Consider the following 13,540-nt stretch of genomic DNA (forward strand, 5'->3'; position numbering starts at 1 on the left):
ATCCTCTATTAATGAAACAAATAGGCCTTCGTATTATCCTTAAACGGAAGTGTCTCATTATCCACTTTGGTCCAATCCCAATTCGGATTTGGAATCATATAGGTCTCACCATAATTTTCTTTCAAATACTGATCATAGTTTTCCGGAATCGGAAAAAGATTGCCCTTAAAATCAATCATGGTCATTCCGCTAAAAGTGGTGGTTAATTTCTTTACCACAAGCCCGGTAATCTTTGTTTCTTCAGGAGACTTCTTATAAATTGTATGCTCGCCTTCCTCTAAAGCAAAGCAAGAAACACGATTCTCTCCTGTTACATAATAATAAACATCTAGATTAACGCCTTTGTAAATATAGGTTTCCTCAACGATATTCCCTTCAAACCAAAATTCTCTTGCCTTTTTAAAGCCTTTCCCAATAAAAGCCTTTTCCACTGCTTTGGCATCTTCTCCTGTCGTAAAGAAGGTTCCAATATCAATATCCGCATCATGCCCAATAAAATCTTTTTCACGGATGGCTCCAAGCAGCGTTCCATAATCGAGCCAAAAATCTAATTTTAATTCTGCAAACAGTTCTTTTACATGCAGTAATGCCTCGTAGCCATAGTTTTTTACTGATTCACGTTTGGCAGCTTCCGCCGATTCACGGTAATGCTGATTGATTTTTAATAAAACGGGATTTGAACGTAAGGTTTGATACACCTTTTTACTTCGAAAATAAGATTTCACTTTTTCATATACTGTCACCTAAGCTGCCTCCTTAAACCTGTTGTATACATGTTGAAAAAGAGGCTGACCAAGCTAAGTGTCAGACTCCTGAGGCGGTGTCAGGCACCGTAAAAAGACACTTTAATCCTTTTGTCTTTTTGTAGTGCCTGACTACCTGTTCCTCTTTGGTCAAACTCTTATAAGTCATCCTCTTAATCAATCAAATTTGCCCCGTGAAATTTAGTTCTTCTAAGTAAGCGGAAAGGGACTCTTTCCAATCCCGCAAAGGCGTGAATCCTTGTTCTTCAAGTTTCTTTTTACTAAGAACCGAATATTTCGGCCGGGCTGCCGGACGCGGGAACTGCTCGGTTGTCAGCGGGTTTGTTTTCACTTCCAAACCAGCCTGCTTGAAGATTTCTACAGCAAATTCATACCAAGAGCAGATTCCGCTGTTCGTCGCATGGTAAGTGCCATATTTATCACTTTCGATTAACTCAACAAGGAACCTAGCTAAATCCACTGTGTAGGTTGGCGAGCCGACCTGATCGGCTACAACGCCTACTTCCCCTCGCTCTTTGCCTAATCGAAGCATGGTTTTGACAAAGTTATTGCCATTTATACCGTAAACCCATGCGGTCCGGACAATATAATGCTGCTCTAGGCTTTCTGTTAAAAAGTTCTCTCCGGCAAGCTTTGTTTCACCGTATACGCCAAGAGGCTTTGTCGGCTCATCGACTTCATACGGCTCCGTGCCGTTGCCGTCAAAAACATAGTCCGTGCTGACATAAACCATTTTTGCCTTCATTTCATGGGCTGCTTGTGCGAGATATTTCGTGCCCAAACCATTCACGTTATAGGCGTTCTCCCTGTCTGTTTCGGCTTGATCCACATTCGTATAGGCAGCGCAATGAATGATAGCATCGGGCTTTATTTCTTGAACAAAGCGGTGAACGTCTGCTTCATTTGTCAAATCAAAATCCTCACGCTTTGTTCCGTGAGCGGTATGTCCCTTTTCTTCTAGCTCTTTTACTACATCATATCCTAATTGACCATTCATACCCGTAACAAGAACAATCATTATTCTACCTCTAAACGATCGCCATATTGAGACTTGAAGTATTCTTGGTATTCACCGGAAATAATATTCTGCCACCATTCTTTGTTGTTTAAATACCATTCGATTGTTTGCTTGATGCCTGTTTCAAACGTATATTTCGGCTCCCAACCAAGCTCTGTGCGAAGCTTTGTCGCATCAATCGCATAGCGGCGGTCATGTCCTGGGCGGTCTTTAACAAACTTAATTAATGTTTCCGGCTTATCTAGCTGCTTCAGAATCGTTTTAACGATGTCAATGTTCGTGCGCTCATTGTTGCCGCCAACATTGTACACTTCGCCGTCACGGCCTTTATGAAGCACTAAATCAATGGCCTGGCAATGGTCTTCCACATGCAGCCAGTCGCGGACATTTAGACCGTCACCGTAGATTGGAAGCTCCTTGTCATGCAAGGCGTTGATAATCATTAACGGAATCAGCTTCTCAGGGAAATGGTACGGACCATAGTTATTGGAGCAACGAGTAATATTCACAGGCAGTCCGTATGTTTCGTTATAAGCACGAACTAACAAATCTGCCCCTGTTTTACTTGCACTGTATGGACTGTTAGGCGCTAATGGCGTTTCTTCTGTAAAATAACCCGTTTCACCAAGCGTGCCGTATACTTCATCAGTAGAAACCTGCAGATATTTCTTCACACCAATTGCTCTAGCGGCATCAAGCAGCGCAAGAGTCCCTTGAATATTTGTTTGAACAAAAATTTCCGGGTTTGTGATGCTGCGGTCCACGTGAGATTCAGCCGCAAAGTTCAGCACATAATCAAATTGTTCTTTTTCAAAAAGCTCTTGAACGAATTCGCGGTCAGCAATATCGCCTCTCACAAATTTATAGTTCGGCTTGTCTTCGATATCTTTAAGGTTTTCAAGATTTCCGGCATAGGTTAATAAATCTAAGTTATAGATTATGTACTCCGGGTATTTATTGACCATATAGCGGACAAAGTTACTGCCGATAAAGCCCGCTCCGCCTGTTACTAGTAATTTCATATATATCTGTGCCTCCTATTCCTCGTAAACAAAATTTAAATGAGTTGCTTCTGCTAATGTCGGATGCTTTGTATCCTTATCGGAAAGAATCGGATTTGACGCCGGCCAATCGATGCCAAGTGCTGGGTCATTCCATAGAATCCCGCCGTCATGCTCTGGTGAATAATACTCGTCCACTTTGTAAGCAACCGTTGTATCTGGAACAATTGTACAAAAGCCGTGTGCAAAACCTTTTGGTACAACAAGCTGGCGTTTGTTGTGCTCAGAAAGGATGACACCAATCCACTGGCCATATGTAGGTGAACCTTTGCGAATATCAACAGCCACATCATAGATGGCACCTGTGATACAGCGGACAACCTTTGTCTGTGCTTTTGGATTTAGCTGAAAATGCAGTCCTCTTAAGGTTCCAACTGGTGCTGAAAGAGATTGGTTATCTTGAATAAAATCAAAATGCAATCCTAATTCTTCAAAGATATTTTTATTATAGCTTTCCATAAAATAACCGCGGTGGTCACCGAACACTTTTGGTTCTAGAATAAAAACACCTGGCAGTTTCGTTTCAATTTTGTTCATTTTATTTAACCTCGCTTTATCGGTTAACGCCTTGCGTCGCAATTTTCATCAAATATTGTCCATATTGATTTTTCAATAATGGCTCGGCAAGTTCAATTAACTTATCTTTTGTTATATAGCCCATTTTATATGCAATTTCCTCAAGGCAGGCAATTTTCAATGTTTGTCTTTTTTCAATGGTCTCGATAAACTGTGAAGCCTCTAACAAGGATTCGTGCGTTCCTGTATCAAGCCAAGCATATCCGCGGCCTAAGAGCTCTACATTTAGTTCGCCCATTTCAAGATACTTTTTATTAATGTCGGTAATTTCGAGCTCGCCGCGTGCAGAAGGCTCGATATTCTTCGCAATCTCCACGACACGATTATCATAGAAATAAAGACCTGTTACAGCATAATTTGATTTTGGCTGTGCCGGTTTTTCTTCAATTGAAACCGCCTTGCCTTCTTCGTTAAACTCAACAACCCCAAAGCGCTCTGGATCGTTTACATAGTATCCAAAAACAGTTGCTCCTTTTTCACGGCCGGCTGCATTTTCAAGAAGATTTGTCAGGCCGTGGCCATAGAAAATATTGTCGCCAAGCACAAGGGCCACATTGTCGTCGCCGATAAATTCCTCTCCGATGAGGAATGCCTGTGCCAAGCCGCCTGGATCGGGCTGTACTTTATAAGAAAAATTCACACCTAAGTCAGATCCGTCGCCTAAAATTTGCTCAAAACGACCGATATCCTGCGGAGTGGAAATAATGAGTATATCTTTAATGCCTGCAAGCATCAGTACAGATAGCGGATAATAAATCATCGGCTTATCGTATACAGGCAGCAATTGCTTTGATACAACCTTTGTTAAAGGATATAACCGCGTACCGCTTCCACCTGCTAAAATGATCCCTTTCACATCAATCAACTCCCTGGTTCATGGTAACTTACTTTTTATACGCTAAATCTAGAAATCTTCCCCAACATATTATAGATAAGAAGTTGGGATTGTACAAACTTAATTTTTGTTACAAAGATGGATTTACGCTTTTAAAACATATACTTTACAATTGAGCGAATGGTCCCGATTCTTCCCTTCAATTGTTGGGACAATGAGCGCTTCTTTATTCCTGTAACGTTTCCGCCGTGGCGTACGTATTTGACTAGCTTGTTATCTAGAAACACGATGTTTTTCTTTTTCATCATGCAGACCAAGGCAATCCATTGATCATGCATTTCGATGGTCTGTGGAAACGGTGTGATGGCTGGGATTAATTCCTTTCTAAAAGCCATAAATGCTCCAGTGTAGGCATTCTTCAAAACATTTCCCAAAATCCCTTGAGAGATATTGTTGTTGTTATACTCATTCCAGGATGGAGACATGACTTTAAGGTCTCCGTCAACGACAACCGCATCATGGACAACGAGATCGGCGTTTTTCTCCTTAAAGGCACTCATGACCCATTCAACTTTGTTATCTTCCCAAATATCATCTTGGTCACATAGGAACACGACATCCCCTTGCGAAAGCAGAATAGCTTTTTCAAAGTTCCGGATGGCCCCCATATTGTGTTTATTGACAAAAACCTGTACTCTTTCGCCATATGTATTCTTGATGATTTCAACGGTATTATCCGTTGAACAATCGTCAACCACAATGACCTCATCATTATCCTTCAGCTGTTTAATGACGGAATCAAGTTGACGAACAATAAATGCAGCCCCGTTATAGGTGGCCAGACAAACTGATATGTTCATAATGGTATCCCCTCTTTATCAGAAAAGCGAAAGCGCCTTGCTTACCCCCAGGCATAGCATAAGACAAGCACTGATAGAAGGCGTTCTTTGCCTTCCGAAGTGATTGGCTAGTCCTGCGTCCCTAGGAGCCAACACTAGACATGCTAGACCCACGAGGGGGTAGGCGCTGCAGCTAGACACCTTTCTAATTTCAAACATGTAATTTCTAAATAAAAAGCTCAAGGCATCCGCCGATTAGCATGTGCCTTGAGCCGATGGCGCCTTAACGGACCATAACTGCCTATCTACCTGTTTCAAATCTAACAGGAAAAATTCGTTGATAACATTCTTTTTTATTGTTGCTTAAGCTTTCACCCTGTATACGAAGCAAGCTGTTTATTTTTGCAGCAGCCTGCTTAACGTATAGAGTGCAATTCGTTTATTTTTTACTACTAACAACTGCTTTGCTAAACGTTTAACCAGCTGTTTACGATATTCACCGCTTAATTCTGTTTTATATTTGCTGTAATACTTCATTTCTGCATCAAGAATGCTTTTGTACCGATTAAGCGAGACACCGCTGTAATCCATGACAGACAAATCGTGCTCAAGCGTAACCCGAAGCAGACGAATTTTTTTATCTCGATCATAAATTTCATGAAACAGCCAGTGGTCTAAATAATCGAGTGGAAACTCTTTATTAAAGCCGCCGATTTCATTTAAAAAACTCACCTTCAGCAGCGAACCAGAGTTAATGGCCATCACCGGTTTCTCCTGAACGCCTTCGACCGGTCTTTCCGTCTGGAGCGGACGAAGAGAATGACTGTACACAGGTGACACCATAATTCCATTCGTGACGATTTTGGGTACAACCGCCACAATCTCTTCCTTCACGTCATGATTCTTTAACATTTGATCAATATATTCTTCGGTGACCTTCGTATCATGATCGAACAAGAGCAGCCACTCGCTGCCATTCTCTTCTGCTCTTTGCCAGGCATAATTATAGGCTGTTGCAATGCCAAGATTCCTTGGGTCATGAATATAGTCAATCTGACCGCTGTACTGACTAACATCAAAGTCCTGTTTTTCCGGACTATTGTCATACAGAATGATATCTATATTCTTTAAAATAGCTTTTCGTTCAAGCAGAACTTTTTCCAGCGAAGAGAATGTCTTCGACTGCTTAATATCTTGCTTATAAAACACAACAACAATGGTTACTTTCATCATGCGGCGAGTTCCCCGTTTGATTCTTTTTCTTTACGATTTTGTGACACGATTAAGATAAATAAGAAGAAGCCGATACCAAGCGGGTTATTAATAAATGGATTAATATTCGTTAAAAGCAGCATTCCCATAAACGCTGCCATGAGCGATATCTCCATTGTTGAAATGCTCTTTCGCTTTTGATAGACGACATGATAATTGTAAAAGACAAGCAGACAGAGCACCAGCCAAACAGCCAGTCCTACGAGTCCTTGTTCAACTAGGATGTCAAGCATACTCATTTCAATACCGGTTACACGGCCCCCGATTTCCGTACCATAACCAAGTCCCATAATCAGATGAACCGGATCCGCTAATAATTTTCTTGCTTCAAGAATATCCTCAACACGGGTGTTGACACTTATATCATTGACTTCAGGCTCAGGTTTCTTTTTCTTTTCTCCCGATGCCTTTTTCCCTGATTCTTTTTTCGTTTCTTCTGTTTTCGGTGTTTCGGTTTCAAAACGCTCCAACGTCATGTATTGGAACATAAAGGGAACAGCGACCACAATACAAGCGGAGATAATCATTTTTCGCAAAAATTTCTTTGAAGTAAACATAGTGCGAATTTTTTCTGAAAAGCCTTTAATTGGCTGTGTCAAAATCCTTGCATCCAATAGAACAATGGTCATAACACTGATCATGAAGGCAAGCAAGAATCCTCTTGTCTCAGACCACAACACTGAAATGGAGCCTAGTATCAGAGTAACCACATCAAGCTTTGTAAACTTTTTATCAAGCACAGCATTTAACGAGATAATGACTGCAATAAGAACGAAAATATGACTCTTGTAAAAAACACTGTTACTAGGTCTGAAATACAAATCATCATTCATAAAACCATTAATGAAATAATAATATGGAGCAAAATCAGCACTAAAGATGGTTTTTCCTAAGATGGCAATCACAAGTGTAAAAATCGAAACAGCAACTGCACTGTATTTTAATAAAGAAATGACGCGGTCCTTTGAGAACCGATCTTCAGCGATATAGTACGCTAATGGAAAATAGGCTGCAAAGAACGATACCCGGAAAAAGTCTGTAATGATATCCGAGAATGCATGATTGTTAATGAGTCCGATTGCGCCGCTAAAGGCAAAGCTGGCAATTAACAGATAAACTCCTATTGTTAATGGATTAAATCGAAAAAAGGTATTGACCCTTGCATCAAATATGGCCTTTTGGCTGATGATTCTGACGACAAATGTCATGATGAGCAAAATAAATAGGACTTGGCGAATCGACAGAAAGCCGAAATCAATTAGCCTGCCCCCTCCGCCGACAAAGAGCTCAACAAAAAACAGTGTCAGCAGTATTTTTTCAAACCGATTCATAACAATAAACCCCCTGTTTCCATAAAAAAATGGCCCTTTTAAGACATGTTAAATAGAGCCTTTTATCTTTACAAAGAAAATTAAAACAAACGCCATCCCCATTTATTGAAGAATTTCCACATTGATTTCAGGAATATTTTAAATAACTTAGAGTTTTTATGAGCACCTCTTTCATAAAAATGAATGACATGCGAAAAAGGAGTATAAACAATTTTTTTATGCCTTTTGCCTAATTCCAAGCAAAGATCATAGTCTTCAAAATACATGAAATAACGGTCATCAAAACCATTCAGTTCTTTAAAATCATTCCCGCGTAAAAACATAAAGCAACCAGAACCTATACGGATATTTGCATATTCCTCATCAGAAAGGTTACGGCATTCATATGATTCCAGACGCTTAGCAAATAATTTTTTAACGAATTGAAAAGGAATATAACGAAGGGCATAGTCAAAAACCGAGACACGGTCACGGATTAAGTATTGTGTTGTTCCATCTGGATTTAAAACCTTAGGCACGAGAAGTGAAAGGTCAGAATGACTTTCCATGTATTCCAGCATGGTTTCTAGGTTTTCCTTTGTTACCAGGATATCTGGATTAAACACTAAGAAGTATTTCTCGGGTGCCTCAAGCAAATTGTAGTTATGGCCGAAACCAAACCCATTGTTCTCATGATAAAAATTGATATCCGCAAAATCCTGATATGCAGACAGCTTCTGTTTATATTCTTCGTTTGAGTTATTATCAAAGATGACAATTCGAAAGCGATCATCTTGACCAAGCTCATCTTTCAAATTATCAAGAACTTTGAATATATGTTTACTGTTGTATGTTACGATGCTTATCGCTACCTTTGCAATGCCCACATTTCCCCACTCTTTCGTTTTAACTATTGTTAGAAAAGCGCCAGCGCCTTGTCTAGCCTCGAGACTTGCATAAGACGCGCGTGAATAGAAAAACCGTTCTTTGACTTCTATATCACACGTGGCTAAATTATCCGAAGCCCGCTGCTTGCACTAAATCTAAGAAAAGCGCCAGCTCCCTCGGAACCTCATGTTCCTGCGCTTGCATTTCATTATGCGCCTGCTTATCGGCTCATACCCCTTGCCGATTGCGCCATCTATTTTCGTTTAGAAAGAAAATTTTTTACCTTTCTACAACAAATCTATGTTAATCGACAAATAATTCTAATTGATACTTCAGCTTTCAATTATAGCATCAATTAGATACATTTTGTACATATTACGAAGGACTTTTTGTCAAACGCTGATAATCCCTGTAACAGATAAAGTTTCTTCCATATGATAGGATATCATGTAGTATTTTCTTACTATTTCGTTTCAGTATCTTTTCTAGCATTCCCTTTTCATTGTCCTAGATTCTTTTTTTGAAGGCTATGTTAACAAATCTATTGATGAGTCAAAAATTAACCTTGTGAATAACATAAAGCTTTTTTAAAAAAGATGGATTGTTTATACCGAATAAACTTTCTAACATAAAAAAGGAGGAAATCGAAAGAACGATTTCCCCCCTGAAGTGACCTTTAGTAGATAGGCACTGAATCCTGCCATACTCCATTAGAATTAAAATAATGATAATCAAAACCAATGACATAATACCCTCTAACCATTTCGCCGTATGCATTGAAATAGTAGCTGTTACCGCCGCTAGTAAACCAGCCTGTTTTCAGCGCACCGCTGCCTGTGGCATAATACCAGTCATTGCCGTCTGTTACCCAGCTGTTTGTTTTCATCACACCGCTTTGATCAAAGAAATAATTGGTTCCATTAATGATGGTCCAGCCTGTTTCCATATAGCCGTACTCTTTATCAAAGTGATACCATTTACCTCCGCTTGACAGCCAGCCAGTATGCAGTGTGCCGTTTCTGTTTACATAATACCAATCATAGCCATCAAAGTACCAGCCGTTTGTAATCATGACACCACTGCCGTCAAAGAAATAATCACTTCCATCAATATATTGATAGCCTGTCACCATGGAGCCGTCATAATAATCAAAGTAATACCATTTGCCTCCGCTTGATAACCAACCAAGGTATAACGTGCCGTTTCCTTGTGCATAGTACCAGCTATAACCGTCTGTTACCCAGCCGTTTGTAGCCATTGCTCCGTTCTGGTCAAAGAAGTAATGAGAGCCGTCAATAGAATGTGGGCCTTTTGCCATTGCGTAAGAATATTCACCTGAATATTCATCATAGGTTCCAAAATAATACCATTTCCCGTTAGATGGCAGCCATCCTTCCCAAAGTGTGCCGTTAGCGGTTGCATAATACCAGTTATAGCCATCTGATACCCAGCCATTTGTTTTCATAACCCCTAGGTGATCAAAATAGTAACCATGGCCGTCAATTTCATGTGCCTGACTTGTTACCATCCTGCCGGAATAATCGACAAAGTACCAATTGCTTCCACTTTGAACCCACTGATTATATACCGGATAACCATATTCGTCATAATAGTACCATTCTCCGGAGCTTTGCACCCAGCCTGCTGCAGAAACGTCGTTATGTAATGCCGCTGATTGAACGGCTTCATTCTGTTCAGATTGTACGGGTTCTTGTTGTGCTGACGTTTGCCTATCTGTCTGTTGTGTGTCTGCTGGAGCCGTTTCTGGTTGAGAAGACTGTGTTTCCGTTGTTTCTGCTTGTTCAGTAGCTTGAGTTTCTTCGACTGCTTTAGCATCATCTGTTTGTTCTATTTGCTCTGTTTTTACCGTTTCCGATAATTCTTCCTGAATTGCTGCTTGACTTTGCACAATCTGTTCTTCTGCTGCAATCGTACTGTTTAATTCTTCAGATGCATTTCCATTCTCCTGTGCAAAAGAGATGGTAGGAATCATGAGAAGAGTCGTTAACAGTAAGGCGAATGAGTCCTTTTTCATACTTTAGACCCCCTTATTTTTTACTACTTTAATATTTTACCAATATAGTAGAAAATTTCAAATAAAAGGGTCGAACTTTGCAAAAATTAAATTAAAACCATATTTAGACGATTTTTTTATGTTTAATAGTTGATAACCCTTGTTTCTTAGGATGTGATTTACCTGTTTTCCCAAGAACGATTGGAAAGAATGTATTGAGAATAAAGATAACAGGTATTAAGAGAATAATTGTTAAAATGGTGTATGCTAATCCAAGTAGATTTGGATTTGAAATTAATGTCTGAAGCTCGACTGCGCCAACATGGTTGATAAGATTAAAACCCAAACTTACATGTAAGGCTAGCAATATTAACGAATTTTTCCCTAGGTATTCTAGAACTGCCAGTGAAAGAAACTGCGATAGATAAATGACAAAGAAAATAGCGATAACAGCCCACACGATATGATATAAATATAGAAAGAAATAATCATATACTTGCCAGGTTTCACCCATAGCCACTTGAAAAATTTTCTTATAGATCCTATCATCTATAAGAAAAAAAATATATAACATAGATGCACCTATCAATAATGGAGACCTTTTCAAACTGCCGGTTAGGGCTTTGGAAGTCTTCAGCGCATATCCCATCGAAAAGTAAAAGATAAAATAAAGTGATTGGTCAAAGCTCCAAGTCAGAGTATTTGTCCCTGCCGCAGCATCCAACACAGTGGCTGAAAATAACGAGATTGCCATTGTTAGCAGCATGATAAAAGACGTTTTTTTCACATACTTCACAAGCAGATAAAAAATGATTTCTATTGTAAAAAGAGAGGTTAAAAACCAGAGAGGCTGATTGAAATAGATTCCATTTCTCTCCGACAACAAGAACGTTTGAATCAGACTTGGGATATCTATGACCTCTATCTCGAACATTTTCATTAATAGGATAGAAATGATTGAAAAACTGACATAAGGAATTAATAATGATTTTGCTTTTGCCTGGACAAACCCTTTTAGCTGCGGATACTTTCTATTTGAAAATAGAAACCCGGACATAAAAAAGAATAATGGCATATGAAAGGCATATATCTGTCCTCTTAGTTCCCCTTGAAGCATGGTATGGCCAATTACGACTAAGAAAATCCCAATCCCCTTACTCGCATCTATCCATTGAATTCTATTATTCATACATTTTCCTTCCATTCTGAATTTCACAGACCATTTGGCGTATCCCTAAAGACATAGGGTAAAGATATTATATTACCACCAAACTAAACAAACAATGGAATCTTGTTTCCATAGAAATAGTCTATCAATTCAAGAAAATACAAAAGGAAGATGATACAGTAGTACATTACCGCGATGGGGGACAGTCCCCCATCGCGGTAATACTTTAAAGTGGTGGGGGACTGTCCCCCATCGGTTTAAAGCGTTAATTAGATAGAATAAAAAAAAGAAACCAATCAATGACTGGTTTCTCCATGATCATTTTATCGATCAAAAAACACACTTAATCCATTGTAAATTCCTTTTGCGATTTTATCTTGATAGCTGCTGTTGATTAGATTTGCACGTTCTGCATCATTTGAGATGAATCCCATTTCAACTAAAACCGCCGGAGTATTGTTACCTCTTGTAACAGCAAAGTTTGCATCCTTCACTTTTCTGTCATTAGCACCTGTAGCTTTTAGCAGTTCACTTTGAATCGCTGCCGCAAGTTCTTTACTTTCTTGGGGTAAAACCCCTTTTTTAGAATTATGATAGGTTTCAATACCGATAGCTGTGCTGCCTGACGCAGAGTTTACATGAATGCTAATATAAGCATCTGGTTCAATTCTATTTGAAAAGGCCACTCGGTCGGTTAATGAGATAAACTCATCTGTGCTTCTTGTCATATGTACGGTTGCATTATACTTCGTCAAGTAATCTCTTAATTTTAAAGCGACATCAAGATTAATATTTTTTTCATAGGCACCTGCAGCAATCGCTCCGCTGTCATGCCCGCCATGACCGGGGTCAATCACGATGATTCGCCCTTCAAGGTATACAGGGTTCGGATTCCAAACACCGTTTTTATCAAGGTAATAGTCTATTCCATTGTCCTTAATCCAGCGTGTTTGCATAACCCCGCTCGCATCTAAAAAGTACCATTTGTCATTAAGGTGATACCAGCCTGTCTGCATTTTGCCGGAAGCATCTAAATAATACCACTTATTACCTTCCAACAGCCAGCCTGTCCGCATCACGCCGTTAGCATCTAGATAATACCAGGTATCGTTGTCCTGTATCCAGCCCGTTAGCATTCGACCATTCCAATCGGAATAGTACCATTTCTCATCAACAAGATACCATCCAGTCAACATTCGACCAGAGGAGTTTAAATAATACCAATCTTCCCCTTCATGCAGCCAGCCCGTTACTTTGGAGTTATTGTCATAGTAATACCAACTCCCATTTTCCAGCTTCCAGCCCGAATCATTCGCCTCCGCTTGATGTAATGGCCCTGCTGCGACAAATAAAAACGAAAACAACATGAAAACAAAAATTCTCTTCTTCAACATTCCTATCCCTTCTACGTATATAGTCATCTAGTTTTAGCGCTTTACTGCGCCGGGGGACTGTCCCCCACTGCAGTAAAGCGTCACTCCGCTGGGGGACTGTCCCCCAACGGAGTAGCGCGTCACCGCAGTAAAGTTGTTGTCCCTGATTTTTCCATCACTGGCCTAGTACGTTATTAATAATATACGGTTGTTTTGTGGTTGTGAAGTAATTTGCTGGAAATTGTTGCAAAAATATACGAATTTCGTCAGATTTTATTTATCCCACACTTAACGGGCAGTAAGACCCCCACCTCAAGATTCTGAGTATACAAAAGAAGATAGGCGGGGGATTAACTGCCCGTAAAGGTCCATTCGCGGAATCACAGACTAAGAACGCCACATTTGTGGCAACGTCTGTGTGA

12 protein-coding genes are annotated in these 13,540 nt (G+C 39.9%); all 12 read right to left on the reverse strand.

What is annotated here, in order from left to right:
* Positions 1-8: 8 nt before the first annotated feature.
* Positions 9-743, reverse strand: coding sequence for a LicD family protein (locus F4V44_RS16290; RefSeq protein ID WP_150441065.1), 735 nt, complete (start codon positions 741-743; stop codon positions 9-11).
* A gap of 181 nt (positions 744-924) precedes the next feature.
* Positions 925-1,782, reverse strand: coding sequence for a dTDP-4-dehydrorhamnose reductase (rfbD, locus tag F4V44_RS16295; protein ID WP_150441066.1), 858 nt, complete (start codon positions 1,780-1,782; stop codon positions 925-927).
* Positions 1,782-2,804, reverse strand: a complete 1,023-nt coding sequence (gene rfbB, locus F4V44_RS16300; protein ID WP_150441067.1) for a dTDP-glucose 4,6-dehydratase — start codon at positions 2,802-2,804, stop codon at positions 1,782-1,784. Before rfbB ends, rfbD begins: the two co-directional genes overlap by 1 nt.
* Positions 2,805-2,819: 15 nt before the next feature.
* On the reverse strand, positions 2,820-3,380 hold the full coding sequence (gene rfbC / locus F4V44_RS16305; RefSeq protein WP_150441068.1) for a dTDP-4-dehydrorhamnose 3,5-epimerase: 561 nt from the start codon (positions 3,378-3,380) through the stop codon (positions 2,820-2,822).
* A 16-nt stretch (positions 3,381-3,396) separates the two neighbouring features.
* Positions 3,397-4,275, reverse strand: coding sequence for a glucose-1-phosphate thymidylyltransferase RfbA (rfbA, locus tag F4V44_RS16310; protein ID WP_150441069.1), 879 nt, complete (start codon positions 4,273-4,275; stop codon positions 3,397-3,399).
* A gap of 131 nt (positions 4,276-4,406) precedes the next feature.
* On the reverse strand, positions 4,407-5,114 hold the full coding sequence (locus tag F4V44_RS16315; protein ID WP_150441070.1) for a glycosyltransferase family 2 protein: 708 nt from the start codon (positions 5,112-5,114) through the stop codon (positions 4,407-4,409).
* A 375-nt stretch (positions 5,115-5,489) separates the two neighbouring features.
* The gene (locus F4V44_RS16320) at positions 5,490-6,326 is read right to left on the reverse strand and encodes a glycosyltransferase (protein ID WP_150441071.1); all 837 of its coding nucleotides are present in this window, start codon (positions 6,324-6,326) and stop codon (positions 5,490-5,492) included.
* Positions 6,323-7,696 carry a hypothetical protein gene (locus F4V44_RS16325; protein WP_150441072.1) on the reverse strand — a complete coding sequence of 458 codons (1,374 nt, stop codon included), beginning with the start codon at positions 7,694-7,696 and terminating at the stop codon, positions 6,323-6,325. The genes F4V44_RS16320 and F4V44_RS16325 overlap by 4 nt, the downstream gene beginning before the upstream one ends.
* An 80-nt stretch (positions 7,697-7,776) precedes the next feature.
* Positions 7,777-8,562, reverse strand: a complete 786-nt coding sequence (locus F4V44_RS16330; RefSeq protein ID WP_150441073.1) for a glycosyltransferase — start codon at positions 8,560-8,562, stop codon at positions 7,777-7,779.
* A 677-nt stretch (positions 8,563-9,239) separates the two neighbouring features.
* Positions 9,240-10,598 (reverse strand): hypothetical protein, encoded by a 1,359-nt coding sequence (locus F4V44_RS16335; RefSeq protein ID WP_150441074.1) that lies wholly within the window; start codon positions 10,596-10,598, stop codon positions 9,240-9,242.
* A 103-nt stretch (positions 10,599-10,701) separates the two neighbouring features.
* Positions 10,702-11,766 (reverse strand): acyltransferase family protein, encoded by a 1,065-nt coding sequence (locus F4V44_RS16340; protein WP_191090721.1) that lies wholly within the window; start codon positions 11,764-11,766, stop codon positions 10,702-10,704.
* A 302-nt stretch (positions 11,767-12,068) separates the two neighbouring features.
* On the reverse strand, positions 12,069-13,139 hold the full coding sequence (locus F4V44_RS16345; protein ID WP_191090722.1) for an N-acetylmuramoyl-L-alanine amidase: 1,071 nt from the start codon (positions 13,137-13,139) through the stop codon (positions 12,069-12,071).
* Positions 13,140-13,540: the final 401 nt, after the last annotated feature.

This window comes from Niallia endozanthoxylica, assembly GCF_008710145.1.
Lineage (GTDB): Bacteria > Bacillota > Bacilli > Bacillales > Cytobacillaceae > Bacillus_BD > Bacillus_BD endozanthoxylica.

Coding starts and splice junctions, on each gene's coding strand:
- rfbD (WP_150441066.1), bottom strand. CDS start 1,782: ATGATTGTTCTTGTTACGGGTATGAATGGTCAATTAGGATATGATGTA.
- F4V44_RS16325 (WP_150441072.1), bottom strand. CDS start 7,696: ATGAATCGGTTTGAAAAAATACTGCTGACACTGTTTTTTGTTGAGCTC.
- F4V44_RS16320 (WP_150441071.1), bottom strand. CDS start 6,326: ATGATGAAAGTAACCATTGTTGTTGTGTTTTATAAGCAAGATATTAAG.
- F4V44_RS16315 (WP_150441070.1), bottom strand. CDS start 5,114: ATGAACATATCAGTTTGTCTGGCCACCTATAACGGGGCTGCATTTATT.
- rfbB (WP_150441067.1), bottom strand. CDS start 2,804: ATGAAATTACTAGTAACAGGCGGAGCGGGCTTTATCGGCAGTAACTTT.
- F4V44_RS16340 (WP_191090721.1), bottom strand. CDS start 11,766: ATGAATAATAGAATTCAATGGATAGATGCGAGTAAGGGGATTGGGATT.
- rfbC (WP_150441068.1), bottom strand. CDS start 3,380: ATGAACAAAATTGAAACGAAACTGCCAGGTGTTTTTATTCTAGAACCA.
- F4V44_RS16335 (WP_150441074.1), bottom strand. CDS start 10,598: ATGAAAAAGGACTCATTCGCCTTACTGTTAACGACTCTTCTCATGATT.
- F4V44_RS16345 (WP_191090722.1), bottom strand. CDS start 13,139: ATGTTGAAGAAGAGAATTTTTGTTTTCATGTTGTTTTCGTTTTTATTT.